The following is a 24,843-nucleotide window of genomic DNA, read 5'->3' as shown; positions in this document are numbered from 1 at the left end:
AAGCGGTCAGTTCAGGACGGCTGCCCTCGGTCTATCTTGCTGCTCAGAATGATGGACGTGGTGGTTTTCTCGACGCCATCGACACTGCCGATCAGATCAAGCATCTGATCCAGCTGCTCCGGCGAATCCGTGCGCAGCCACGCCACGTAATCGAATTCGCCGCTCACGGCACACAACTGTTGCACCTGCGCCAGCGCACTCAGCCGCCGCAGCACTTCCTTGCCCGAGCGGGGCTGCACGGTGATCCCGACATAGGCCTGCAGCCCGCCATCCACCAGCCGCTGACCCAGACGCACGCCATAGCCGGTGATGACCTTGGCTTTTTCCAGGCGCGCCAGTCGCGAGGTCACGGTGGTGCGCGCAATGCCCAATTGCCGAGCCAGATTAGCGACCGGTTCCCGGGCATTGATTTGCAGCGCGGCGATCAGTTTGCGGTCGATGTCATCGATTGCTGGGGGGCGGGTGTCAGGCAAGGGTGTATCTCCTTCGGCAAGCGGGGCATGTTAGGAGATTCCGTGGGGGTTGGGGTGATATTCGAATGGCAAGGCGACGCGAAAGATCAGGCATTCTACGTCGCTCATCCAGCAGGGATGGGCGCCAGAAAACCTGCGTCGGTCATGTAGGACTTTTCTGCGCTGTAAGGCTTTTGTCATTCTTCTGTCACCCCTGGCGTGCCTAAATTCCCTCCCTACCCCTTTGAATCCACGCCGGGAGCCTCGTCATGACTCTGGATTTGTCTGAAACCGCCCGCTACATCCAGGCCGATATCCTCGACAGCTTCGACGAAGAACTGGAAATGGAGTACGACGACGCGCGCCTGGATGGCTTGCTGGCCGATCTGGGCGAGGAGGTACCCAAAGGGATTGATCGCCGCCTGTACTTCCGCGAGCTGCTGCGCCTGCAAGGCGAACTGGTGAAACTGCAGGACTGGGTGGTGAGCCAAAAGCTCAAGGTAGTCGTGCTGTTCGAAGGCCGGGATGCGGCAGGTAAGGGCGGTGCGATCAAGCGCATCACTCAGCGGCTCAATCCGCGGGTGTGCCGTGTGGCTGCACTGACCGCGCCGAGTGAACGCGAGCGCACGCAGTGGTACTTCCAGCGCTATGTCGCGCACCTGCCCGCCGCCGGCGAAATGGTGCTGTTCGACCGCAGCTGGTACAACCGGGCCGGGGTCGAGCGGGTCATGGGCTTCTGTGATGACGAGGAGTACGAAGAGTTTTTCCGCACCGTCCCAGAGTTCGAAAAAATGCTGGTTCGCTCGGGCATCATCCTGATCAAGTACTGGTTCTCCATCACCGACGACGAGCAATACCGGCGCTTTCTGATGCGCATCCATGACCCGCTGAAACAGTGGAAGCTGTCGCCGATGGACCTTGAGTCCCGCCGTCGCTGGGAGGACTACACCAACGCGAAAGAAGAAATGCTCACCCGTTCCCACACCGACGTCGCGCCGTGGTGGATCGTCGAGGCCGACGACAAGAAACGCGCGCGCTTGAATTGCATTCATCACCTGCTGGAGCAGATCCCGCGCGGCGACACCGAGACACCACAGGTGGTGTTGCCGGAGCGCGAGTACAACGCCAATTACCTGCGTGCGCCGGTACCGCGTGAGATGGTCGTTCCGGCGGTTTATTGATCCTCCGCCGGTTTTTGATTAGAGCGCTGGCGTGGTTCAGATCTTCCACGCCGGCGCTGTTTTCGACAGACGCTGCTGCAGGCTTTCGAGATTTTGCGTGAACTGGCGGGTCATCAACTGATAGCCCAGCACCTCGGTCGACGCGGTCGGAACGTCAGGCCCGACGGTCAAGCTCTCGGTTGGCCGCTGCAAACGCTCAGTTGCACCGGTCTGCAGCGCGCGGGCCATACCGATCAGCATGCGACGGATTCGCCGTTGCTCCGCCGTCACCCCTGTACTGCCAGTGTCTGCCGGACGCAGGTTCGAAAGAATCTCGAGGATGCTCAGGCACATGCGGTAGTGGCGCTGAATGGCGTCCAGTTCAACGATCGATATCTTTACTTCCTTGGACACCGACGGCATCAGCGAGCGCAACTGCAACAGCGTCGCGCCCATTCGCGCAGTCAACTTCACGTGCTCGTCTGCGGTGATCGACTGCCCGCTGGCGATGCGGTCGTAAGCCAGCGCACAGTCCCGCAGGCCACTGGCCAGGTTGTAGCGCCACGAATACACGGCATACAACGGCAGCGCGAAAGAAAACGCCAGAGCGAGGGCGATGCCGATCAAGATGTCCACCGTCCGCCACAACCCGTCCGTGATCGGGTTATCACCGTGGCCCGCCACGATAAACAGGGTGATGGCCGACAACAGCGCCGTGTAACCACCCTTGCCAATGGCGTGATACGCAAAGAAACCGCAGATCAGCGACATGACCACGTACGTCAGCAATGGCATGCCCAAGTAGCTTTCCTGCGCCACGACTGCCAGGCCCAGTGCCGCGCCTATCAAAGTCCCGTAAGCGCGCTCCACCGACTTCTTGCCGATATTGCCGTGGTGCTGCAACCCGCCAATCACGATCAGCATCGTCACCGATGCCCACTCCCCGTGGGGCAGATGAAAACCGGTCGTCAGCAGTATCGACACCACCAGTCCGACCACGATTCGGCCGGCGTGGATGTAGCGGGCATGGCGATAGCGGCGGTAGGGGTCCAGAAGCGGACGCAGCACGCGGCGAAGCCAAGAGGGAAGCGAGGCTGTGTTCATGGGGTTACAGACCATGGGGATGATGAATATATCCGAAGCCCGGCAAATGCGGCGCGTCACCACCCTCGTGCGTGGTTCATTCACAAAATCATCACATGTGAGATGTTGCGTATATCAATACTTGCGCGTAGGGTGCGTTGCTATCACATGTGATGTTCAGGAAAGACTTCAATGGCTCGGAAAACTTCAACCGACTACATGCGCGAAATGCGCGCTCGGCTGACGGCTGCCGGGTACGTGAAACGAGAGCTGTACGTACTTCCGGAAAACGCGGAGGTATTGAGAGATATCGAAAAGGTGCTACGCCAGCCCTACCTGGGTAACCGGATCAAACTGGAGGGATTCATGACTGAGAATACCAATTGGACGATCGACACCCTTCACTCGGCGTTCGCCGAGCTGGACGTGGTCAAGAATAACGACATCAAGCTGACCCTCATTCAAGGCGCTGAGCCGAGTCTGAGCCTGGTGATGAACCAGTTCGGTGGCTTGCCCATCATCATCGCCATCGCGGGCGACCAGATCCTGGTTGATTCCGTCCTGGTCTACGCCTCTCAGGTCAAAGACCCACAGTCTTTCAACGAGACGGTGCTGCGCAGTCGGGACCTCTTCCCACTGTCGTCGATCGGCATCGAGACCATGCCAAATGGCGAAACCGTCTACAGCATGTTCGGCGCTCTTAGCGCGGCCTCTTCGCTGACGGTCATCGTCCACGAAGTCCTCACGCTGGCAGACAACGTGATTCGTGCGGCTGATGCCTACGAAGACCTTCTAACAGTTGATTCACAGTAATCGGGAGACACATCAATGAGCCTTTGGAAAAAAATGGTCACAGCGCTGCGTGGTGGGGCTTCCGAGGTGGGTGAAGCCATCGTCGATGCTCAGGCACTGCGAATCCTCGATCAGGAAATCCGTGACGCCGATGCCTCCATGCTCGCGGCGCGCAACCAGCTGATCCAGATCAAAGCCAAGCACAAGCTCTCGCTGCAGCGCGTCGAAGAGCACGACAAGAACATCGCCAACTGGGAGCAGAAAGCGCTCGCCGCGATGAATAAAGGCGAAGAAGCCCTCGCCCTCGAATGTGCCGAGAAAGTGGCCGAGCTGACGGCTCTGCGCGATCAAGAAAAACTCGCGGCCGATCAGTTCGGCGTCCATGTGGCGAAACTGACCGCACAGGTCATCAAGGCCGAAAGCCAGATCAAAGGCCTGCGTCAGCAGACCGATATGGCCAAAGCCCGTGACAGCGTGCAAAAGGCGCAGATCAACGCCGCTGCTGCAACGGGCGGCGCCAATGGCCGACTCGAAACCGCAGTGGGTTCGCTGGCTCGTATCAAGCAGCGTCAGGATGAACAGGACGCCAGGCTTGAAGCGGCCGATGAGCTGACCGAGGCTGCCAACGGCGGCGATCTGGAGCGTCGTCTTCAGGATGCCGGGATTGGCTCGAAAACCGGCGGCGCAGCTGACGTTCTCGCCCGTTTGAAAGCACAAAGCCAGAGCGGTAACGCTGGGCAATAAGCCGTTCAACAGAGGCAGCCGGATTTCCGGCTGCCTTTTTTCGGTTTCAGTTTTTTAGGCTCCAGCGGTGTACAGATGAATATCGGAAATGGACTACGAACGATACTCTGCCTTGCCGCTGTGATGATCGTTGTGCAGATGGTTAACTCCCTGACCGCCAATAGCCTGCTGTCCCATGGCCTGGTACCCAGAACATCGTCCGGCCTGCAAGGCATCGTTTTCTCCCCGTTTTTGCATGGATCGGTCCGTCACCTGCTGAGCAATCTTCTGCCTTTTGTGGTGCTGAGCTGGCTGGTCGCAACCGAGGGGCTTCAGCGATACGTACGCGTGGTGCTGCTCATCGTTGTGCTCGGCGGGCTGATGGTCTGGGTGGTCGGTCGTCCGGTCATCCATGTGGGCGCCAGCGGTCTGATCTTCGGCTTGTGGGCGTATCTGCTGGCCCGGGCGTGGTATCAGCGCAGTCTGGCAAGTTTCGCGATTGCACTGGTGACCCTGCTGGGCTACAGCGGATTGATTTTTGGCTTCATTCCGGTCCCGGGTGTATCGATTGAGTCACACCTGTGTGGCGCGCTTGCCGGTATTGTGACGGCCTGGTTAATGCACTCACGGCGGCTTGTCGAGCGAGGTCCGGCGCAGTGAGTGGCACAACTTTTTACATCGCCTCGGCGCGAATTCAAGGAGATGAGACATGAGCTGGATCAAACGCGCGTTAGGCCTGGAGTCGCCCATTCCACCGGCCGGCTCCAACCCCTCCGCCAATGCGGCCCTGGCTAATCCGCTCGGGCTCGCTACCGGTCGTATGCTGGACCTCGATGACTCGCTCAAGCTGATGCTCGACGGCCATTCGGAACTGGTGGTTCCTGACGAAGAAGTGGTCTGGTCAGTGGGGCAGGTCGATCTGGGGCAATCGGTTCGTCTGGTGCGCTTCTACTTCGAGGACGAAGATTACTGGCTGCAAGTCATGATGAACGGGCCTGCCGCTGAAGACGTCCAGGACATCATCCTGTTCGGCTACAGCAGCGTCGTCACGATCAACAGCGAGGCGGAGCTCAAGCGCCTCGTGGGGCCTGAGTCCAGCGTCGGTCTGCCGGTGTTCGAACATGACGGCTGGGAGTACGGGCGTCAGTGGGGCACGGAAGAAGGCCAGACCGAGCTCACGCCCATGGACGAGCAGGTCGTCAGCCCTGACGGTGCGTACCGCATCAAACACCTGAGCATGTTGTACGCGCGGGACACGGGCCTGGTGGACCGACGCGAATTTTTGTTGCTGTCTGTCGAGGAAGACGAGGAGGGCGTTGTCTCCTTCACCACGTCGGTCGGCGTGACCCTGCAGTCCACTGATTTCACCGTCATTTAAAAGGAAGTAAAAATGCTTGAAGCGCTTCGTATGTCCGTCAGCTTCCAGTCGTTGCTGAGTTTTGTGGTCTACATCATTGTGGCCGGCGGGTTGTTCGCATTGTTTCAGATGGCCTACACACGTCTGACGCCGCACAAGGAGTTCGCCCAGATTCGTGAGGGCAATGTAGCTGCGGCTGTCGCCCTGGGCGGTGCGCTCATCGGTTTCGCCCTGCCTGCCAGCAACGTCATCACCTACAGCATCAGCGTACTGGATGTGGTGATCTGGGCAGTCATTGCGGCAGTCGTACAGTTGCTGGCGTTTACCGCGACCAGCATGGTCCTCAAGGATCTTTCCGCACGCATCACCCGAGGCGAGCTTGCTGCGGCGATCTATGCCGCCAGCGTCTCGATCAGTGTCGGTTTTCTCAACTCGGCCTGCATGACGCCGTCGACCTGATCGCCTGTTATCGAAAGGAGTTATCGATGAGACGTAGTTCCCTCAAGCTGGTCCTGGCCAGCACCCTGCCGCTGGCGATCAGCGCGTGCAGCAAGTCCGACACTGTGGAAGTTTCCGCGCAGCAGACCTACCCGTCGGTACAAGCCTGTGTCGATCAGAAAGTCCCGGTCGATGTCTGCTCGGACGCCTACATGAGCGCGCTGGCGGAGCACCGCCGCGTAGCCCCGACCTACGACGACAAGACAGCCTGCGAAGCAGATTTCGTCCCTGATTACTGCCAGCAGAATGCCGATGGCAAATTCACGCCCAAGCTCGGGGGCTTCCAGCTGGAAGTTTCCGGTGAGCTTCCCAAGTCACAGGTCGACGCAGCGAAGGCGCAGGCCGAGCAGTCGGGTGGCGGCGGTGGTGGCTTTGGTTCCGGGGTAAACGGATTCCTGATGGGCATGCTCGTCAGCAACATGGTCAACGGATTCACTGGCGGCGGCGGTCGTTACTACTCCCAGCCGATTTACCAGGAGCGGGACTCCCGAGGGGGTTACCAGACGTCCACATTGTCGCGCCAGATCGAGCGGGGCAAGACCTTCGGCAACTCCACTCAGGCGCGAACCAGCTCGACCGGGACTTACAGCAAAAGCACCCTGGGCCGCAATTCATCGGTCTCGTCTTCCGTTTCCCGTGGCGGTTTCGGCAGCCAGGCCACCGCTCGCAGCGGGTGGGGTGGCAAAAGCAGCGGCTCAAGCTTCGGCGGCTAACAGGGACGTTACCCATGAAAAGGATCAGCATCCAGGAACGTCCTGACTGGCGCCAGACAGCCGAGCGTGAAGGGTTTAACTTTCACACCATCGACGGCGAGCGCTACTGGGATGAGCGGGCCTACTACCAGTTCACCGAAGCGCAGATCACACGCGACATTGAGGCGCCGACTCAAGAGCTTCATGCCATGTGCTTGGACATCGTGGAGAAGGTCGTCGAGAGCGAAGAGCTGCTGACTCGGCTGGCTATTCCGGATACGTTCTTCGACCTGGTCCGCACCTCATGGAAGGAAGGCCACCCGCATCTGTATGGCCGCTTTGACTTCAGCTATGACGGCGTGAACCCGGCCAAACTGCTGGAAGCCAACATGGACACACCTACGTCAGCGTATGAGGCGGGCGCATTTCAGCTCATCTGGCTTGAAGAGCAGATCCAGCGCGGCGTATTGCCGGCCCACGCTTCACAGTTCAACTCGATGGCGGAAGACCTGGTCCGGGCTTTTGCGGCAATCAGGGAGGGCGGGGCTTTCTACTTCTCGTGCATGTCAGGCTCGATAGAAGACAGGGGTACGACCGAATTCCTGCGCAAAATGGCCGAGCACGCCGGCATCGAAACCCGCCACATCGACATCGAAGACATCGGCCTGAATGCCAACGGCCGATTCGTCGATCTCGAAGGCCGCTGGATCGAACGTATCTTCAAGCTGCACGCCTGGGAGCATGTCTTCCATGAGCCCCACGGCCAGGCCATCCCGCAGTGCGACACGCAGTTCATCGAGCCTGCCTGGAAGGCGATCATCTCCAACAAAGGCATCCTGCCGTTGCTTTGGGAATTCAATGAAGGGCATCCCAATCTGCTACCGTCCTTCGTCGATAAGTACCCGCAATCTGCAGTGCCAAAGGGCTGGGTGCGCAAGCCATACTTTTCCCGCGAAGGCGCCAACATCGAAATTCGCACGCCGACTGATCAAGTCATTTTCGAAGACGGCCCTTACAACGATGCGCCCTACATCCTTCAGGAATTCGCGCCGTTGCCTCGTTTTGGCGACAGCTACACGCTGATCGGATCGTGGGTGGTGGGGGATATGGCTTCGGGGATCGGGATTCGTGAAGACGACAGTTTGATCACCAAAGACAGCAGCCGGTTTTTGCCGCATGTGGTGATTGATTGAGGTTGTGATGAGCCCGGCGGTATGTACCGCGCAAGAACGAAAAAGCCGCGCAATGCGCGGCTTTTTATTTGGTGGGCCCACACGGACTCGAACCGTGGACCAAGGGATTATGAGTCCCCTGCTCTAACCAACTGAGCTATAGGCCCTCAGTAGGCCGCGGATTATAACGACGGTTTACGCGCTGTGCCATCCGAAACGTCTGAAACGGTTGTACGAAGAAATGTCGCACTGAATTGCTCCGCGCGCAGGGGCAGGCTGACGAGGTAGCCCTGAATTTGTTCGCAGCCTTCGTCTGCCAGGAATTGCTGCTGGTCGAGGGTTTCGACGCCTTCTGCGATGACTGTCAGTTGCATGCTGCGTCCCAGCGCAATGATCGCGCGCACAATCGCCGCATCGTGGGGGTCATCAGGCAAGCCGCGCACGAACGATTGGTCGATCTTGAGGATGTCCAGCGGCAGGCGCTTGAGGTAACTGAGCGATGAGTAGCCGGTGCCAAAGTCGTCGATGGCCAGTTGTACGCCTAGTGTTTTTAGGCGATGCAGGACGGAAAGCGCCTCTTCGGTCTGCGACATGATGAAGTTTTCAGTGATTTCCAGTTGTAGACAGCCAGGTTGTAACTGTTGCTGAAGCAGCAGTCGTTCGACCTTGTTGACCAGATTGGGCTGACGCAATTGAGCGCCGGCAAGGTTTACCGACAGCGGGCCAAACACATCGTAGCGCTGGTTCCACTCGTGCAATTGCTGGCAGGCCGTATCGAGCACCCACTCGCCGATCTGCAGGATCATGCCGTTTTCTTCTGCGAGCGGGATGAACCGCTCGGGTGGGACGTCGCCAAAGGTGGGGTGGAACCAGCGTATCAGCGCTTCGGCGCCGACCAACCGGTGTGTCAGCAAACTGATTTTGGGTTGGTAAGAAAGGGTGAACTCGTTACGCTCGATAGCGCGCCGCAGCTCCTGTTCCAGAGCAATCCGCTCGCTGGCCTGAGCGGTCAGATCGCGGGTGTAGTGCTCGACCCGGTTGCGCCCCTTGGCCTTCGACCGATACATCGCCGCGTCGGCATTCTTGATCAGCGTGGCGACGTCCGCTCCGTCTGTGGGAAAAAGCGCGCTGCCGATGCTGGTGCTCATGAAGAACTCGTGATCGCCCGCCTGAAACGGCGCCGAAAAACTGTTGAGCAGCTTGGTGGCGACGACTTCGGCGTCGGTCGGATTTTGCAGGCCCGGCAACAGGATGATGAATTCATCGCCACCGAGCCGCGCGACGGTGTCGATGTCGCGCAGGTTCTCCTTCAGGCGCACCGCAATGCTTTTTAATAGCAGGTCACCAACGGGGTGGCCGAGGCTGTCATTGATGTGTTTAAAACGATCCAGGTCCAGAAACAACACCGCGCCGAGGCTGTAGGCCGCTCTTGAGTGGGTCAGCGCGGCGTGCAGTCGGCTTTCAAACAGCGTCCGGTTCGGCAGGCCGGTCAACGGGTCGTGGTGCGCCTGGTAGTCGAGGCGGGCCTGAGCCTGCTTCAGGCTTGAGATATCAGCGAACACCGCAACGAAGTGGGTGATGAACTTATCGCGATTGCGCACAGCGCTGATGGTCAGCCAGCTCGGATAGATCTCACCATTCTTGCGCCGGTTGCTGATCTCGCCCTGCCAATGACCCTCTGCGGTCAGTTGGTACCACATGGCGGCGTAGAACGCGCTGTCGTGAAGTCCGGATGCCAGCAATCGCGGCGTGTCGCCGAGCGCTTCCTGTTCGCTGTAGCCGGTGATCTCGCTGAAGGCCCGGTTGACTGCGTTAATCCGCTGTCGGGTGTCGGTGATCAAGACGCCTTCCGCTGTGCTTTCGAATACCGTCGCGGCCAGTTGCAACTTTTCCTGCATCTGATGGCGGTCGGTGATGTCACGCGCGATGGTGAGCATGCAGTCCTCACCGGCAATCGGCAGCGGTCGCGCGGAAATCTCGCACAGGCGGATCTGACCATCCCTGCGACGGATGTGGCTGGTAAAGTCCTTCACAAAGCCGTCGCGCCTCAACTGCTCGAGCAGTTGCTGTCGCTCGTTCAGGTCTACCCAAATGCCCAGGTCAAGGGTGGTACGGTCCAGCGATAGCGAGCTGTGATAACCAGTGATGCGGCTGAAACCGTCGTTCACCTCCACCAGCAATCCGTCGTTTTGCCGTGTGATCAGCAGGCCGTCGGGGGAGGAGTGGAATGCCTTGGCGAACTTCTCTTCGGACATCTGCAGCTGTTGCTGGGCCTCTTTGAGCGGCGTGATGTCCCTCACCACGACAACCACTGCGGCAGTGGAGTCCAGGTCGAAGGGCTCGGCTGACAGAAGCCCGGTGAACAGACGGCCGTCGCTGCGCCGAAACGGCATTTCCAGATTGCGGATGCTGCCCCTTTGAAGGCGTTGCAGCAGACTGTGGCCGATGTCGGGAATGCCCCAGATATTCAGCTCGGAGGGCACGCGCCCTACCACGTCGTCCAGGCTGACGCCGATTTGCTCTACAAAAGCCGGATTGGCCTCCAGAAAGCAGCCGTCGGAAAGACGCGCGATGACCAGCATGTCAGGGCATTGCGCGAACACCGAGGCGAATTTCCCTTCCGACAGGCGCAGAGCTTCTTCGGTCTGCTTGGCTTCGCTGATGTCGATCATCAGCCCGCGCATCAAGGGTTCTTGGCCATAGCCGATCATGCTCACAATGTCGCGGATCCAGACCACCCTGCCGTCGGCACTCAGGACTCGATAATCGACACTGTGATCGTTGCCCTCCGCCACCTCGCGGTCGCAGTAGGTCTGTGCGTAGTCGACGTCTTCCGGATGAACGATGCTCCGCCAGAATCCGGGCCTCCGCCACTGGTGCAGCGGATACCCCAACAAATCCTGCGCGTGCGGTGAGACGTAGTTGTAGGAGTAGTCGTGAGTATTGGCTTCCCACGCGATGGCCGAAAGGCTTTCGATCATCCCGCGATAGTGGTATTCGCTGCTGCGCAGCTCCTGCTCAAGGGCAATTCGGCGAGAGATTTCCGAGCTGAGGCGACGGTTGATCCGCACCACAATGGCCAGCACCGTTATCAGAACCAGCAGCCCGGGAAGTCCGATCAGCAAAAACTCGTGCCAGAGCTTGCTGCGCTCGCTGGAGTGAGTGACCGCCTGCGATAGGGGTGGAGAATCGTCCAGTCCGATTAATTCCTCAGGTTGGCGGCGTTGATCGATACCTGCGAATCGGTTGCTGATCAAGTGAGTGGGCGAATGCAGGCTTACGCCGGGTGCACTCCCAGGTTCAGCATCCTCGCCGGGCAGCCACTCTTGATGGATCGCCTGCCTGTTTTGGCCATCGCCAAGCACCGTCTGGGCGCTGATTGCAGCGGGGGCGAGCAAGCACAAGAGAGCAATGGCCGGCATCCAGATCATGGCAGCCTCGGTGATTCATGGATGAGAATCAATCGAGTGTAGCCGCGCTGGACAACAGTGGCACTCTGCCGGAAATTTATTCCTTAAAACGCAAAACCCCCAGCAATGCCGGGGGTTTTGGTACGACGTGTCGCTTACTCGTCGAGGAACGAACGCAGGTGTTCGCTTCGCGTAGGGTGACGCAGTTTGCGCAACGCCTTGGCTTCTATCTGACGGATACGCTCACGGGTAACATCGAACTGCTTACCGACTTCCTCAAGGGTGTGGTCGGTGTTCATGTCGATACCGAAACGCATACGCAGTACCTTGGCTTCACGGGCGGTGAGGCCCGACAGCACTTCGCGCGTCGCTTCTTTCAAGCTCTCAACCGTGGCGACATCGATTGGCGACTGCATGGTCGAGTCTTCGATGAAGTCGCCCAGATGCGAGTCTTCGTCGTCACCGATCGGGGTTTCCATGGATATCGGCTCTTTAGCGATCTTCAATACCTTGCGGATCTTGTCCTCAGGCATTTCCATGCGTTCGCCCAGCTCTTCCGGCGTCGGCTCGCGACCCATTTCCTGCAACATCTGACGGGAAATACGGTTGAGCTTGTTGATCGTCTCGATCATGTGCACCGGAATACGGATGGTGCGTGCCTGGTCAGCGATCGAGCGAGTGATCGCCTGACGAATCCACCAGGTGGCGTACGTCGAGAACTTGTAACCACGACGGTATTCGAACTTGTCCACCGCCTTCATCAAACCGATGTTGCCTTCCTGGATCAGATCGAGGAATTGCAGGCCACGGTTGGTGTACTTCTTGGCGATCGAGATCACCAGACGCAGGTTGGCTTCAACCATTTCTTTCTTCGCGCGGCGGGCCTTGGCCTCACCGATCGACATCCGACGGTTGATGTCCTTGATTTCCAAAATGGTCAGGCCGGTTTCTTCTTCCAGTGCGGTCAGCTTTTGCTGGCAACGCTGAATGTCGGCCTGAAGACGACCAATGGCTTCAGCGTATTTGCTTTTGCCTTTGGCCAGCCCATCGGTCCAGCTCTGGTCAACTTCGTTGCCCGGGAACTGGCGAAGGAAGTCGGCGCGCGGCATACGTGCATCACGAACACACAGCTGCATGATGGCACGCTCTTGTGCCCGCAGACGCTCAAGGGCACCGCGAACACGCTCAACCAGGCCTTCAAACTGTTTTGGAACCAGCTTGATCGGCATGAACAGCTCGGCCAGAGCCAGCAGTTCAGCGTTGGCCTGCTTGCTGCCACGACCGTGCTTTTTCAGCGCCTTGAGGGCAATGGCCATCTGGTCTGAAACGGCACCGAAGCGCTGGGCGGCGATGACTGGGTCCGGGCCGCTTTCGACCTCGTCCTCTTCATCGTCGGAAGCGTCTTCCTCTTCGTCGTCAGCACCTTCGACCTTCTCGGCCTTCGGATCGACTGGCGGCAGGACTTCGGCTGGCGGCGCTATGCCGTCGTCCGGGTCGATATAACCGCTCAGGACGTCGGACAGACGACCGCCTTCGGTGGTGACGCGGGTGTACTCGGAGAGAATGTGCTCAACCGTGCCAGGGAAGTGCGCGATGGCGCCCATCACTTCACGGATGCCTTCTTCGATACGCTTGGCGATTTCGATTTCGCCTTCACGTGTCAGAAGCTCGACGGTACCCATCTCACGCATGTACATGCGCACTGGGTCAGTCGTGCGACCGATGTCGGTCTCGACCGCAGCCAACGCAGCAGCGGCTTCTTCAGCGGCTGCCTCGTCGGTGTCGGCGTCGGCCAACATAAGGGCGTCCGCATCCGGAGCACTCTCGTGTACGGGGATCCCCATGTCGTTGATCATGCGGATGATGTCTTCCACCTGCTCTGGATCTGAAATATCCTCAGGCAGGTGGTCGTTGACCTCTGCGTAAGTCAGATACTTCTGCTCACGACCCAGGGTGATCAACTCTTTGATACGAGACTGCTGTTGCGCTTTTCCGGACATAACACCCTATCCACTGAAGGTCTTGGCGGGCAAAAAACAAGCCGGGGATTATACCCGAGCTATGACCTCACACGCCAGTTGAGGTCGGGGTTTGTGCAGGAACTTTGCGATTTAACAGGTTGAGCAGCTGAACTTTTTCTTCCGCGCTCAGACCTGACTGCCGTTCCTTCCTGATCAATTGCTCCAGATGTCGCTCGCGTTGGCGGGCAGACAAGCTAGTTATAGTGTCGAAAAACTGTTGTTCAAGGTTATCGGCCGAGATCAGCCATTCCTTTTCCGCCAGTTGACGCAACAATCGTCCTTGATCGGTGCCATGCCAGCGGGCAATCAACTGCATGGTGCGCAGCTTCGGGTTTTTCTGTGTGGCGTCGATAAGTGCCACCAGAAGCTGCGAATACACGTTTTCTTCATCGGCGAACGTACTGGCGTTGGCAACCTGCGCTGACAGTTCAGGGTGATGCAGCAAGGTTCTAAGTGCTGTCAGCGCCGGCGGCTCAACCGTCGCCGGTGTGCGTGGCCCACGAGGCTCAAAATCAGGACGCTTGCCGTTCTTGTCCCATTTCTTGCCTTTGTCCCACGGCTTCTTGTCCCATTTTTTCTGCTGACCGCCCGGCGCGTTCGGCGTCCATTCCTGCTGCACCTGGTAATCGGGCTGCTGATAATCACCGTAATCCGGCACGGCCTCGTAATCGAAGCCCGGATCGTAGCTGGGCTGAGCCTCCGCCGGAGCGGACTGCATCAACTGGTTGACCGCGGCGGTGTCCAGCCCGGTGATCTCTTTCAGTCGTCGGCGCATTAGCTCGCGCAAATTGGCGCCCGGCACCTTTTCGATCAGCGGCGCGGCCAGTGTCACCATGTGCGCCTTGCCTTCCAGGGAGCGCGGATCGGCCTCCTTGGTCAGTTGCTCGAAAAAATAGTCAGCCAGCGGTTGTGCGTGCTGGTTGATTCTCGCCTTGAACGCGTCAGTGCCTTCGGCGCGCACCAGGGTGTCGGGATCCTCCCCTTCGGGCAGGAACAGAAACCTCGCGCGCCGGCCGTCCTGCAAACCGGGAATCGTCGCTTCCAGTGCGCGCCAGGCAGCGTTTCGGCCAGCCTGATCACCGTCGAAGCAGAACAGAACGTTCGGCACCACACGAAACAGCCGTTTCAAATGCTCTTCGCTGGTCGCCGTACCCAGCGTCGCAACGGCATTGCGCAAGCCCTGTTGGGCCAGTGCAATGACATCCATGTAGCCTTCGACGACGATAATCTCGTCCAGGTTACGGTTAAATTTGCGAGCTTCGAATAAACCGTACAACTCCTGACCCTTATGAAACACCGGGGTTTCAGGAGAGTTCAGGTATTTGGGCTTGTCGTCGCCCAATACCCGCCCGCCAAATGCGATCACTCGGCCGCGACTGTCGCGAATGGGAAACATCACACGGTCGCGGAAGCGGTCGTAGCGTTTGCCGGTTTCGGCGTTTTCGATCAGCAAGCCGGCATCGATCATCGCCTTCTGCTGAAGGGTGTCGCTGCTAAGGTGCTTGTAGAGGTTGTCCCAGCCAGGAGGGGCGAAGCCCAGTCCGAAGTCGCGGGCAATCTCACCTGACAGGCCGCGGCCTTTCAGGTATTCCACCGCAGATTTTCGCGTTGGATGGCTCTTCAGCGCGGCCCGGTAAAAATCGGCGGCGGCTGTTAATAGGGGGTAGAGCGGCGAATCGGTAGGCTGTCGGGGCTTTTGCCCTTTGACGCCTTGTTCGCGTGGGACTTCCATCCCGGCCGCTTTGGCCAGGTCTTCGACGGCCTGGGGAAAATCCAGGTTGTCGTGGTCCATGATGAAGCCGAGGGCGTTACCACCCGCACCACAGCCGAAGCAGTAATAGAACTGTTTGTCCGGGCTGACGCTGAACGACGGTGTCTTCTCTTTATGGAAAGGACAACAGGCGCTGAAGTTCTTGCCGGTCTTTTTTAATTGAACGCGTGAGCTGACAACATCGACGATGTCGGTGCGGTTCAGGAGGTCGTCAATAAAACCTTGGGGAATCAGTCCGGCCATGGCGTTCTCATCATCAGGCGCCCCGCCAGAAAGATCGTGGCGAATCCAAACCGTAACGACGGTTGCTTGGTCAGTGTAGACGGGTCAACGCGGCCTGAATCAGGCTGGAAGAAATCGACGGGGTTTGTCTCGGTCGCATCTGCGGCGTCAACAGCCTCTGTCTTGTGTTGCTTGATCGGTGTTGCGTGAGGCTAGAACTGCAACTGCCGACAGCCCGGCTTTGAAGGCCGGGCAAGGCAGAAGCTTGCGTCAGACGTCTGTATTAATACAGACGAACGGCGCGGCGCTGTTCGCGCTGTACTTTCTTGGCGTGACGCTTAACAGCAGCTGCTGCTTTACGCTTACGCTCAGAAGTCGGCTTCTCGTAAAATTCGCGGCTACGAACTTCAGCCAGAACACCGGCTTTTTCGCAGGAGCGCTTGAAACGACGCAGAGCTACGTCGAAGGGTTCGTTCTCTTTAACTTTGACGGCTGGCATCCAGAGCTACCTTCATTCATTACCGGGGTCAACGCTTACTGCAACGCTTGCACTAAGTACGTCGGTTTTTAAGGGTTGCGGATGTTAACCCCTTGCTTCGCGGAATGCAAAGCCTCTGATCGAAAAGCACTGGTCGCAGGCATGAGCGGCGACTATTATGCGCGCCTTCGAATTCAGCCCCAACAAGGCGTACCCCATGCTAGTACTGGGAATGGAAACTTCCTGCGATGAGACCGGTGTCGCGCTGTACGACAGCGAACGCGGGCTGCTTGCCGACGCATTATTCAGCCAGATCGACCTGCACCGCGTCTATGGCGGAGTGGTCCCGGAGCTTGCCTCCCGTGACCACGTGAAACGCATGCTGCCCTTGATTCGTCAGGTGTTGGCCGAGGCAGACTGCGCCGTGACCGAGATCGATGCCATCGCTTATACCGCTGGCCCAGGACTGGTCGGAGCTCTGCTGGTGGGGGCCTCATGCGCACAGGCGTTGGCCTTTGCGTGGGACATCCCGGCTCTGGGTGTGCACCACATGGAAGGGCATTTGCTGGCCCCCATGCTGGAAGAAAATCCCCCTGAGTTTCCGTTCGTCGCTTTGTTGGTTTCCGGTGGCCATACGCAGCTTGTTCGCGTCGATGGCATTGGTCTCTACGAGTTGCTTGGCGAAACCCTGGACGACGCCGCCGGCGAAGCGTTCGACAAAACCGCGAAGATGATGGGCCTGAATTACCCGGGGGGGCCGGAGATTTCCCGTCTGGCGCAATCCGGTGTGGCCGGGCGCTTTGTCTTTCCGCGTCCGATGACGGACCGCCCCGGGCTGGATTTCAGCTTCAGCGGCTTGAAGACGTTCTCCTTGAACACCTGGCAGCAGTGCCAAAGTACCGGGGACGACAGCGAGCAAACCCGTTGCGACATCTCGCTGGCCTTCCAGCAGGCGGTGGTGGACACTTTGACCATCAAGTGCAAACGCGCGCTGAAGCAGACGGGGCTCAAGCGTCTGGTCATCGCCGGCGGCGTGAGCGCAAACAAGGCGTTACGTTTGTCGCTGGAACAGATGCTCGATGGCCTGGGCGGAAATGTTTATTACGCCCGGCCTGAGTTCTGCACCGACAACGGCGCGATGATCGCCTTTGCCGGCTGCCAGCGTTTGCAGGCAGGGCAGAGGGAAAGTCTGAGCATTACTGTGCAGGCGCGTTGGCCGATGGAGCAGTTGCCCGGTCTTTGATGGCAAATCGGTTCGAGCGCCTGGTTGGGGTTGTGGCAGGGCGTAGCTTCAGAAATGCCGTTCGCGCCCGGCAAACAGGTCGCGTAGATTGCCCCGATGGCGCCAGACGATGAGCAGCGTTAACACGCTCATCGGCAGTAACGCGTGGGGTTCCTGCCATGCGAGCAGCGGCAGCGTCAGCGGCGTGGCGATCAACGAAGCCAACGAGCTGGTGCGAGTGAGGTAGAACGTCAGCAGCCAGGCGCCGATGGCGAGCAGGGCAGCCGGCGGGTACAAGGCCAGCAACATGCCGGCGGCCGTGGCCACGCCTTTGCCGCCACGAAAACGGAAGTACAGCGGGAACAGATGCCCCAGCACTGCGCACAGTCCGATCCAGGCTTGCAGTCGTGGGTCGAGGTCCAATCCTCTGGCGATCAGCACCGGGATCATGCCTTTGCAGACGTCGCCGATCAGCGTCAGTACCGCGAGTTTCTTGCCGGCCAGGCGCAGCATATTGGTCGCGCCAGCGTTGCCCGAGCCACTGGCGCGCGGGTCCGGGCGACCGGTTATGCGGCTGATCAGGATGGCGAATGACAGTGAGCCGAGCAGGTAGGCGAGGACCGCCAGTAACCAAAACATGCTAACCATTCCGGGCGAGGTTGCCTTGATTCTAACGGCGCATCGCGCCCTTGTCGTGCAACGGAGAGACAGGCTTGGACAGAGTTTTCATTGAAGGTCTGGAGGTCGATACCGTCATCGGCGCCTACGACTGGGAACGTGGCATTCGCCAGTGCCTGCGCCTGGACCTAAGTTTTGCCTGGGACAATCGGCCTGCAGCTGCAGGCGACGACCTGAGCAAAGCGCTCGATTACGCCAGTGTGTCCGCACGGATTCAGGCATTCGCCAAAGCCTCTCAATTTCAGCTGGTCGAGACCTTTGCCGAGCGACTCGCCGAAGTTCTGATGAACGAGTTCAATATTCCCTGGCTGCACCTCAAATTGACCAAGCCGGGAGCCGTGCCAGCGGCGAAGGGCGTTGGGGTGGAGATCGAGCGCGGATGTCGCTGACACGGATTTTTTTGGGACTGGGCAGCAATGTCGAGCGGGAGCGCCATCTGTGCGCCGGCCTCGACGCTCTTGCCGACTTCCTCACCGACATGACCCTCTCGCCGGTGTTCGAAAGTCACCCGGTGGGGATCAAGAGCGGGCCGTTTTTCAACCTGGTGGTTTCGGCACTGACAGATCTGCCGCTGACCGAACTGGACCGCCGCCTCAAATTCATCGAAGCCGATAACGGTCGTTATGCTCCTGATCGCAAGGGGCTGCCGCTGGATATCGACGTCCTGCTGTATGGCGAACAGGTCGGCAACTTCGACGGCCTGATTCTGCCCCGCGCTGAAATCCTCAAAAATGCGTTCGTGCTGTGGCCGTTGTCGCTCATCGCGCCGCAGCGTCTGCACCCTGAGGCCGGTGTGGCGTTTGCCCAGCTGTGGGCTGAAGCGAAAATCGATCAGAAGCTCTGGCCGGTTGCCTTCGAATGGCGCGGCGAGCAGCTCACCCCGGCCATCCTGCTTCCTGCGGTCTAACAGGCGTCCGACATTCAGCTCGACGGCGCCGCGGCCAACTCAGCGGCTTAAAGCTGATACGACGCCTTGTACACCTTCAGCGTATCCAGCCGCTCTCGCTTGAGCGCTTCGCCTAATTGCTGGCCCTGAAAACCTTTCTCCAATAGTGGCTGAACCGCCACTTGCCGCGCCGCTTCGGCAGCACCGCGCAGATATTCGGCTTGCGGATAGGTGCGCTCCTCAAATCCTTTGCGGCCTCGGGCGTCCATTTCGCAGGCAGCGATGAATTCCTCGAAGCGTTGCGGGCGGCGATACACGTCAAAGCTCTGCAGCAGATCCAGCAATGTTGACGGCTTCAGCTCCAGCGCGCGATGGCCGTGGGTGTGATATTCGCCCACCAGCAGCGCCAGTTCCTGGCAGTCCCTCGGCACCTTGAAGCGCTGATTCATTGCCTTGATCGCCTTGAGTCCTTTGTGCTCGTGGGCGATGTGACGCGGCCATTCCTCTTGCGGCGTGAGTCCCTTGCCCAAGTCGTGCAGCAAGCAAGCCCAGCGCACGCTTAGCGGCTGGCGGTGCAGGGCGGACTGATGCAACACGCTGAGAACGTGCAAACCGGTGTCGATTTCAGGGTGATGGGCTTCCGGCTGAGGCACGCCAAACAGCGCGTCAACTTCCGGCATCAGCACCTTCAGGGCGCCGCATTCACGCAGGACCTCGATGAACACCTGCGGCTCTTTTTCCATCAGTGCCCGGGAGATTTCCTTCCAGCTGCGTTCCGGTGTCAGCGCTTCAAGTTCACCCGAGCTACTCAGCTGACGCATCAGTTCGAGGGTTTCCGGGGCGATGGTAAAACCGTCGGGGGCATAGCGCGCGGCGAAGCGGGCCACGCGCAAGACACGCAGAGGATCTTCGGCGAACGCGGGGGAAACGTGACGCAATACTCGGGCTTCCAGGTCCTGCTGGCCGTGGTAAGGATCGGTCAGTTGACCGTTCTTGTCCTCGGCAATTGCATTAATCGTCAGGTCTCGACGGATCAGATCCTGTTCAAGGGTGACATCCGGATGGGCGTGAAAAACAAAGCCGCCGTATCCTTTGCCGGTCTTGCGTTCTGTGCGAGCCAGCGCGTATTCCTCACCGGTCAGCGGATGCAAGAAAACGGGAAAATCTGTTCCCACTGGGCGATAGCCCTTGACCAGCATCTCTTCGGTCGACGCACCCACTACTACCCAGTCGATGTCAGTGACCGGTTTGCCAAGCAGGCGATCGCGTACTGCGCCGCCAACTTTATAAATCTGCATAAAAAAGCCTCCGTGAGGGCGACAGGATAAACCTTAAGTCGCGATCGCGGAGGCTGGAAACACTCAGGGTCTATAAGTGGACGACCGCCAGGTCCAGCCGGGAATATTCACTGTCAGCGTGTTCGCTTCTCGGTGGCACATGGTGGACTTTCATCACCTGGTCACCTTGCAGCGTTTCCAGATGGATATCAAAACCCCACAGCCGGTGCAGGTGCTTCAGCACTTCGTCCGTGGAATCGCCGAGGGGTTTACGGTCGTGCTGTTGATGACGCAGGGTCAGGGAGCGGTCGCCGCGACGGTCAATGCTGTAGATCTGTACGTTGGGTTCGCGGTTGCCGAGGTTGTATTGCGCGGCGAGGGTTTCACGAATCACCTTGTAGCCGGTTTCATCGTGGATGGCGGGCACGAGGAGATCATCCTTCTGATCATCGTCGAGGATGCTGAACAGCTTCAGGTCTCGGATCACCTTGGGCGACAGGTACTGCAGGATGAAGCTCTCGTCCTTGAAGCTGCTCATCGCAAATTTCACCGCCGTCAGCCAGTCAGTACCGGCCAGATCAGGAAACCACTGGCGGTCCTCTTCGGTCGGGTGCTCGCACATCCGCCGGATGTCCTGATACATGGCAAAGCCCAGGGTGTAGGGATTGATACCGCTGTAGTAGGGACTGTCGAAACCCGGCTGGTAGACAACACTGGTGTGGGAGGTCAGGAATTCCAGCATGAAGCCGTCAGTCACCAGCCCTTCGTCGTACAGATCATTCATCAGTGTGTAATGCCAGAAGGTGGCCCAACCCTCGTTCATGACCTGGGTCTGACGCTGCGGGTAGAAATACTGGGCGATCTTGCGGACGATGCGCACCACTTCACGCTGCCAAGGCTCCAGCAAGGGGGCGTGCTTTTCGATGAAGTAGAGGATGTTTTCCTGAGGCTCGGCGGGGAAGCGTGAGAAATCCTCTTTGTCGTTCTTGCTCGCGCTTTTCGGAATCGTGCGCCACAGATCGTTGATCTGCTTCTGCAGATGCTCCTCCCGATCCTTCATGCGGCGGCGTTCTTCTTCTGCCGAAATCGGGTAGGGCCGCTTGTAGCGATCGACGCCGTAATTCATCAGCGCGTGGCACGAGTCGAGCAGATCCTCGACCGCATCGATCCCGTGACGCTCTTCGCACTGCATGATGTACTGCTTGGCGAACACGAGGTAATCGATGATCGAACTGGCGTCGGTCCAGGTGCGGAACAGGTAGTTGCCCTTGAAAAAGCTGTTATGCCCGTAGCAGGCGTGGGCCACAACCAGTGCCTGCATGCAGATGGTGTTCTCTTCCATCAGATAGGCGATGCACGGGTCGGAGTTGATGACGATCTCGTAGGCCAGACCCATCTGTCCGCGCGAATAGGACTTTTCCGTACTGAGGAAGTGTTTACCGTAGGACCAATGGTGATAACCCAGCGGCATGCCGACAGACGCATAGGCGTCCATCATTTGCTCGGCGGTGATCACCTCAATCTGGTTGGGGTAAGTGTCCAGCGCATAACGTTCGGCGATGCGACTGATTTCCCGGTCATAGGCCTGGATCAGTTCGAACGTCCACTCTGAACCCGTGGAGAGGGGTTGGCGCTTCTGCTCTCTAGCGGTCATGTCACTAACCTGCGCTGGAAGAGTTCACGGAACACCGGATAGATATCACCGGCAGAGACCAGCTGCTGCTGGGCGAACGTGTCGGCGAAGGCTTCACCGATGCGCTCGTATTCGAACCACAGCGCCTGATGTTCGCGCGGGGTGATTTCGACGTAGGTGTAGTACTGCACGAAAGGCATGATCTGTTTGATCAGGATGTCGCGGCAAATAGGCGAGTCATCGTTCCAGTTGTCGCCGTCCGAGGCTTGGGCTGCGTAGATATTCCATTCGTTGGTGGGGTAGCGTTCAGCCATGATCTCCTGCATCAGCTTCAATGCGCTGGAAACGATGGTGCCGCCAGTTTCCCGTGAATAGAAAAATTCCTCTTCGTCGACCTCCCGCGCGCTGGTGTGGTGGCGGATGAAGACGACTTCGATCTTGTCGTAGTTACGCTTGAGAAACAGATACAGCAGGATGAAGAAGCGCTTGGCGATGTCCTTGGTCGCCTGGGTCATCGACCCGGAAACGTCCATCAGACAGAACATCACGGCTTTGGAACTGGGGTTCGGCTGTTTGACCAGCAGGTTGTATTTGAGGTCGAAGGTGTCCAGATACGGGACGCGACGGATCCGCGCCTGAAGTTTTGCGGCCTCGATTTCCAGTTCCTGGATGTCGCCGAAGTTGTCGGGCTCCTCGATCCTCAGGCGTTCCAGTTCAGCCTGCACCTGCCGCAGCTTGGCCCTGCTGCTGCCGGACAGTGCAATACGCCGCGCATGGGCCGAGCGCAGTGTGCGGATGATGTTGATGCGTGAAGGATTGCCTTCATTACTGATGCCTGCGCGAACGGTCTTGAACGTGTCCGTGCCGCTCAGGTTGCGCTTGACCAGGTTGGGCAGCTCCAAGTCCTCGAACATGAATTCGAGGAATTCTTCCTGGGTGATCTGGAACACGAACTCATCCATGCCTTCGCCGGAGTTGCCCGCCTTGCCAGGCCCTTTTCCACCACCGCCTCCTTGCGGACGGGCGATGTGCTCACCGGTGGTGAACTCCTTGTTACCCGGGTGAACCACCGTCTGCTTGCCGCCGCGACCATGGTGCAGGACCGGCTCGTCGATATCCCGCCCCGGAATACTGATCTGTTCGCCGTGCTCCATGTCAGTAATAGAGCGCCGGCTGACGGCTTCTTCTACTGCTTTCTTGATGTGGTCACGGTAACGGCGAAGAAAGCGCTGCCGATTTACCGTGCTCTTGTTCTTGCCATTGAGACGTCGGTCGATCACATAGCTCATAGGCCCCTCCGGGGAGCTTCAAGTTGTGAGCCGCAAGCTGCAAGTAGAAGCGGTTGACGCGCTTTCTTCCTACAGCTTGTAGCTTGACGCTTGCAGCTGCCTTACTGCGATTTCCGGACCCGTAGGTACCATTCGGAAAGAAGCCTTACCTGTTTATCGGTGTAGCCCCGCTCGACCATTCGTGTGACAAAGTCGTTGTGCTTCTGCTGATCCTCTTTGCTGGCCTTGGCGTTGAAACTGATGACCGGCAGCAAGTCCTCGGTGTTCGAGAACATTTTCTTCTCGATCACCACCCGCAGCTTCTCGTAGCTCAGCCAGGTTGGGTTCTTGCCGTTGTTATTGGCGCGGGCACGCAGCACGAAGTTGACGATCTCGTTGCGGAAGTCTTTCGGGTTGCTGATGCCAGCCGGTTTCTCGATTTTCTCCAGCTCCTCGTTCAACGCCACCCGGTTGAGGATCTCGCCGGTTTCCGGATCGCGGTACTCCTGGTCCTGAATCCAGAAGTCGGCGTACAGCACGTAGCGGTCAAAGATGTTCTGGCCGTATTCGCTGTACGACTCGAGGTAGGCGGTCTGGATTTCCTTGCCGATGAACTCGATGTAGCGCGGCGCCAGGTATTCCTTGATGAAACGCAGATACCGCTCGCGGGTTTCGGCCTGAAATTGCTCCTGCTCGATCTGCTGCTCCAGCACGTACAGCAAGTGAACCGGGTTGGCGGCGATCTCATGGGGATCGAAGTTAAAGACCTTCGACAGGATCTTGAACGCAAACCGTGTAGAGAGGCCGTTCATGCCTTCGTCGACGCCGGCGCTGTCGCGGTATTCCTGAATCGACTTGGCTTTCGGGTCTGTGTCCTTGAGGTTCTCGCCGTCGTAGACCCTCATCTTCGAATAGATGTTGGAGTTGTCCGGCTCTTTAAGCCGCGACAGGACGGTGAACTGCGCAAGCATTTTCAGGGTGTCCGGCGCGCAGTGGGCTTTGGACAGGGAGCTGTTGAACAGCAATTTGTCGTAAATCTTGATTTCGTCATTGACCCGCAGGCAGTACGGCACCTTGACGATGTAGATCCGGTCGATGAAGGCTTCGTTATTCTTGTTGTTGCGGAAGCTGTGCCATTCCGATTCGTTGGAGTGGGCCAGCAAAATACCGGTGAACGGGATCGCGCCCAGGCCTTCGGTACTGTTGTAGTTACCTTCCTGGGTGGCGGTCAGCAGCGGGTGAAGCACCTTGATCGGCGCCTTGAACATCTCGACGAATTCCATCAGGCCCTGGTTGGCCCGGCACAGCGCGCCCGAATAACTGTAAGCGTCGGCGTCGTTCTGTGGGTATTCCTCAAGCTTGCGGATATCGACCTTACCCACCAGCGCCGAAATGTCCTGGTTGTTCTCGTCACCGGGCTCGGTTTTGGCGACGGCGATCTGGTTGAGGATGGAAGGGTAAAGCTTCACGACTTTGAACTGACTGATGTCGCCACCGAACTCGGCCAGTCGTTTGGTCGCCCATGGCGACATGATGGTGTTCAGGTACCGGCGCGGAATGCCGTAGTCCTCTTCGAGGATCGTCCCGTCTTCGGTGGGTTTGAACAGGCCCAAAGGGGATTCGAAAACCGGGGACCCTTTGATGGCGTAGAACGGTACTTTTTCAACCAGCGATTTGAGTTTTTCAGCCAGGGACGATTTACCACCGCCAACAGGGCCGAGCAGGTAAAGGATCTGTTTCTTCTCTTCAAGGCCCTGGGCGGCGTGGCGGAAGTACGAGACGATTTGCTCGATGCAGTCTTCCATGCCGTGGAATTCTTCGAACGCGGGATAGCGCCGAATGACCTTGTTGGAGAAGATTCTGGACAGCCTGGAATTGGTCGACGTGTCGAACAGCTCAGGCTCACCGATGGCCATTAGCAGACGTTCTGCGGCGGAAGCGTATGCGCTGCGATCGGTTTTGCAGAGCTCGAGATACTCCTGTAGCGAGAGCTCTTCCTGCCGTGTCGATTCAAAGCGTTGTTGGAAGTGGCTAAAAATACTCATGAC

Annotated in this window: 21 protein-coding genes, 1 tRNA gene and 1 pseudogene; 11 read left to right on the top strand and 12 right to left on the bottom strand. The window is 58.6% G+C overall.

The features are described 5' to 3' along the window. Positions 1-11: 11 nt before the first annotated feature. Complete coding sequence (locus tag FX982_RS05620; protein WP_172609921.1) at positions 12-473, bottom strand: Lrp/AsnC family transcriptional regulator; 462 nt, start codon at positions 471-473, stop codon at positions 12-14. Positions 474-721: 248 nt separating this feature from the next. Between FX982_RS05620 and ppk2 the strand changes: the two genes are divergently transcribed. Beyond that, the gene (gene ppk2, locus FX982_RS05615; protein ID WP_172609920.1) at positions 722-1,633 is read left to right on the top strand and encodes a polyphosphate kinase 2; all 912 of its coding nucleotides are present in this window, start codon (positions 722-724) and stop codon (positions 1,631-1,633) included. A 36-nt stretch (positions 1,634-1,669) separates the two neighbouring features. Here the strand turns inward: ppk2 and FX982_RS05610 are convergent, their stop codons facing one another. Next, positions 1,670-2,716 (bottom strand): FUSC family protein, encoded by a 1,047-nt coding sequence (locus tag FX982_RS05610; RefSeq protein WP_172609919.1) that lies wholly within the window; start codon positions 2,714-2,716, stop codon positions 1,670-1,672. A 171-nt stretch (positions 2,717-2,887) separates the two neighbouring features. Here FX982_RS05610 and FX982_RS05605 point away from each other — a divergent pair, with 171 nt between their 5' ends. The 7 genes from FX982_RS05605 (at position 2,888) to FX982_RS05575 (ending at position 7,950) form a co-directional block, all read left to right on the top strand. Beyond that, entirely contained in the window at positions 2,888-3,508 is a 621-nt protein-coding gene (locus FX982_RS05605) for a YjfI family protein (RefSeq protein WP_172609918.1), read from the top strand. A 15-nt stretch (positions 3,509-3,523) separates the two neighbouring features. Next, a complete protein-coding gene (locus FX982_RS05600; RefSeq protein ID WP_172609917.1) occupies positions 3,524-4,231 on the top strand; it encodes a PspA/IM30 family protein in 708 nt (235 codons plus the stop codon). A gap of 75 nt (positions 4,232-4,306) precedes the next feature. Next, positions 4,307-4,870 (top strand): rhomboid family intramembrane serine protease, encoded by a 564-nt coding sequence (locus FX982_RS05595; protein ID WP_122536531.1) that lies wholly within the window; start codon positions 4,307-4,309, stop codon positions 4,868-4,870. 49 nt (positions 4,871-4,919) lie between these two features. Next, on the top strand, positions 4,920-5,588 hold the full coding sequence (locus FX982_RS05590) for a DUF2491 family protein (RefSeq protein WP_172609916.1): 669 nt from the start codon (positions 4,920-4,922) through the stop codon (positions 5,586-5,588). A 12-nt stretch (positions 5,589-5,600) separates the two neighbouring features. Next, the gene (locus FX982_RS05585; protein WP_122536533.1) at positions 5,601-6,026 is read left to right on the top strand and encodes a DUF350 domain-containing protein; all 426 of its coding nucleotides are present in this window, start codon (positions 5,601-5,603) and stop codon (positions 6,024-6,026) included. Positions 6,027-6,052: 26 nt separating this feature from the next. Next, positions 6,053-6,778, top strand: a complete 726-nt coding sequence (locus tag FX982_RS05580; protein ID WP_172609915.1) for a DUF1190 domain-containing protein — start codon at positions 6,053-6,055, stop codon at positions 6,776-6,778. Positions 6,779-6,792: 14 nt separating this feature from the next. Continuing rightward, the gene (locus FX982_RS05575; protein WP_172609914.1) at positions 6,793-7,950 is read left to right on the top strand and encodes a glutathionylspermidine synthase family protein; all 1,158 of its coding nucleotides are present in this window, start codon (positions 6,793-6,795) and stop codon (positions 7,948-7,950) included. A 69-nt stretch (positions 7,951-8,019) separates the two neighbouring features. Here the strand turns inward: FX982_RS05575 and FX982_RS05570 are convergent. The 5 genes and pseudogenes from FX982_RS05570 to rpsU all read right to left on the bottom strand — a co-directional run bounded on the left by FX982_RS05570 (position 8,020) and on the right by rpsU (position 15,852). After that, positions 8,020-8,096: transfer RNA gene (locus tag FX982_RS05570), tRNA-Ile, on the bottom strand. Positions 8,097-8,111: 15 nt separating this feature from the next. Continuing rightward, positions 8,112-11,054: pseudogene (locus tag FX982_RS05565) on the bottom strand (EAL domain-containing protein); the annotation flags it as partial. A 440-nt stretch (positions 11,055-11,494) separates the two neighbouring features. Continuing rightward, complete coding sequence (gene rpoD / locus FX982_RS05560; RefSeq protein WP_172609913.1) at positions 11,495-13,339, bottom strand: RNA polymerase sigma factor RpoD; 1,845 nt, start codon at positions 13,337-13,339, stop codon at positions 11,495-11,497. Positions 13,340-13,406: 67 nt separating this feature from the next. Further along, a complete protein-coding gene (gene dnaG / locus FX982_RS05555; protein ID WP_172609912.1) occupies positions 13,407-15,374 on the bottom strand; it encodes a DNA primase in 1,968 nt (655 codons plus the stop codon). A 262-nt stretch (positions 15,375-15,636) separates the two neighbouring features. Next, a complete protein-coding gene (rpsU, locus tag FX982_RS05550) occupies positions 15,637-15,852 on the bottom strand; it encodes a 30S ribosomal protein S21 (RefSeq protein WP_002551877.1) in 216 nt (71 codons plus the stop codon). A 196-nt stretch (positions 15,853-16,048) separates the two neighbouring features. On the opposite strand from rpsU, the gene tsaD reads away from it, so the two are divergent. Continuing rightward, entirely contained in the window at positions 16,049-17,074 is a 1,026-nt protein-coding gene (gene tsaD / locus FX982_RS05545) for a tRNA (adenosine(37)-N6)-threonylcarbamoyltransferase complex transferase subunit TsaD (RefSeq protein ID WP_172609911.1), read from the top strand. A gap of 48 nt (positions 17,075-17,122) precedes the next feature. Here the strand turns inward: tsaD and plsY are convergent, their stop codons facing one another. Next, entirely contained in the window at positions 17,123-17,692 is a 570-nt protein-coding gene (gene plsY, locus FX982_RS05540) for a glycerol-3-phosphate 1-O-acyltransferase PlsY (RefSeq protein WP_074886952.1), read from the bottom strand. 74 nt (positions 17,693-17,766) lie between these two features. On the opposite strand from plsY, the gene folB reads away from it, so the two are divergent. Beyond that, positions 17,767-18,120 (top strand): dihydroneopterin aldolase, encoded by a 354-nt coding sequence (folB, locus tag FX982_RS05535; protein ID WP_172609910.1) that lies wholly within the window; start codon positions 17,767-17,769, stop codon positions 18,118-18,120. Then, a complete protein-coding gene (gene folK / locus FX982_RS05530) occupies positions 18,111-18,638 on the top strand; it encodes a 2-amino-4-hydroxy-6-hydroxymethyldihydropteridine diphosphokinase (RefSeq protein ID WP_172609909.1) in 528 nt (175 codons plus the stop codon). Before folB ends, folK begins: the two co-directional genes overlap by 10 nt. Before the next feature lie 47 nt (positions 18,639-18,685). On the opposite strand, the gene FX982_RS05525 is transcribed toward folK, so the two are convergent. The 4 genes from FX982_RS05525 to FX982_RS05510 form a co-directional block, all read right to left on the bottom strand. Next, positions 18,686-19,915 carry a multifunctional CCA addition/repair protein gene (locus FX982_RS05525; RefSeq protein WP_172609908.1) on the bottom strand — a complete coding sequence of 410 codons (1,230 nt, stop codon included), beginning with the start codon at positions 19,913-19,915 and terminating at the stop codon, positions 18,686-18,688. Between the two features lie 70 nt (positions 19,916-19,985). Then, the gene (locus tag FX982_RS05520; RefSeq protein ID WP_172609907.1) at positions 19,986-21,548 is read right to left on the bottom strand and encodes a SpoVR family protein; all 1,563 of its coding nucleotides are present in this window, start codon (positions 21,546-21,548) and stop codon (positions 19,986-19,988) included. Next, positions 21,545-22,816 (bottom strand): YeaH/YhbH family protein, encoded by a 1,272-nt coding sequence (locus FX982_RS05515; RefSeq protein ID WP_074886967.1) that lies wholly within the window; start codon positions 22,814-22,816, stop codon positions 21,545-21,547. Before FX982_RS05515 ends, FX982_RS05520 begins: the two co-directional genes overlap by 4 nt. 101 nt (positions 22,817-22,917) lie before the next feature. Next, complete coding sequence (locus FX982_RS05510) at positions 22,918-24,840, bottom strand: PrkA family serine protein kinase (RefSeq protein WP_122536560.1); 1,923 nt, start codon at positions 24,838-24,840, stop codon at positions 22,918-22,920. Positions 24,841-24,843 lie beyond the last annotated feature (3 nt).

It is taken from the genome of Pseudomonas graminis, assembly GCF_013201545.1.
GTDB lineage: Bacteria > Pseudomonadota > Gammaproteobacteria > Pseudomonadales > Pseudomonadaceae > Aquipseudomonas.
Note: the sequence above shows the minus strand (reverse complement) of the source record. Positions and strands in the feature narration are given on the sequence as shown.

Coding starts and splice junctions, on each gene's coding strand:
- ppk2 (WP_172609920.1), top strand. CDS start 722: ATGACTCTGGATTTGTCTGAAACCGCCCGCTACATCCAGGCCGATATC.
- FX982_RS05610 (WP_172609919.1), bottom strand. CDS start 2,716: ATGAACACAGCCTCGCTTCCCTCTTGGCTTCGCCGCGTGCTGCGTCCG.
- FX982_RS05605 (WP_172609918.1), top strand. CDS start 2,888: ATGGCTCGGAAAACTTCAACCGACTACATGCGCGAAATGCGCGCTCGG.
- FX982_RS05600 (WP_172609917.1), top strand. CDS start 3,524: ATGAGCCTTTGGAAAAAAATGGTCACAGCGCTGCGTGGTGGGGCTTCC.
- FX982_RS05595 (WP_122536531.1), top strand. CDS start 4,307: ATGAATATCGGAAATGGACTACGAACGATACTCTGCCTTGCCGCTGTG.
- FX982_RS05590 (WP_172609916.1), top strand. CDS start 4,920: ATGAGCTGGATCAAACGCGCGTTAGGCCTGGAGTCGCCCATTCCACCG.
- FX982_RS05585 (WP_122536533.1), top strand. CDS start 5,601: ATGCTTGAAGCGCTTCGTATGTCCGTCAGCTTCCAGTCGTTGCTGAGT.
- FX982_RS05580 (WP_172609915.1), top strand. CDS start 6,053: ATGAGACGTAGTTCCCTCAAGCTGGTCCTGGCCAGCACCCTGCCGCTG.
- FX982_RS05575 (WP_172609914.1), top strand. CDS start 6,793: ATGAAAAGGATCAGCATCCAGGAACGTCCTGACTGGCGCCAGACAGCC.
- rpoD (WP_172609913.1), bottom strand. CDS start 13,339: ATGTCCGGAAAAGCGCAACAGCAGTCTCGTATCAAAGAGTTGATCACC.
- dnaG (WP_172609912.1), bottom strand. CDS start 15,374: ATGGCCGGACTGATTCCCCAAGGTTTTATTGACGACCTCCTGAACCGC.
- rpsU (WP_002551877.1), bottom strand. CDS start 15,852: ATGCCAGCCGTCAAAGTTAAAGAGAACGAACCCTTCGACGTAGCTCTG.
- tsaD (WP_172609911.1), top strand. CDS start 16,049: ATGCTAGTACTGGGAATGGAAACTTCCTGCGATGAGACCGGTGTCGCG.
- plsY (WP_074886952.1), bottom strand. CDS start 17,692: ATGTTTTGGTTACTGGCGGTCCTCGCCTACCTGCTCGGCTCACTGTCA.
- folK (WP_172609909.1), top strand. CDS start 18,111: ATGTCGCTGACACGGATTTTTTTGGGACTGGGCAGCAATGTCGAGCGG.
- FX982_RS05525 (WP_172609908.1), bottom strand. CDS start 19,915: ATGCAGATTTATAAAGTTGGCGGCGCAGTACGCGATCGCCTGCTTGGC.
- FX982_RS05520 (WP_172609907.1), bottom strand. CDS start 21,548: ATGACCGCTAGAGAGCAGAAGCGCCAACCCCTCTCCACGGGTTCAGAG.
- FX982_RS05515 (WP_074886967.1), bottom strand. CDS start 22,816: ATGAGCTATGTGATCGACCGACGTCTCAATGGCAAGAACAAGAGCACG.
- FX982_RS05510 (WP_122536560.1), bottom strand. CDS start 24,840: ATGAGTATTTTTAGCCACTTCCAACAACGCTTTGAATCGACACGGCAG.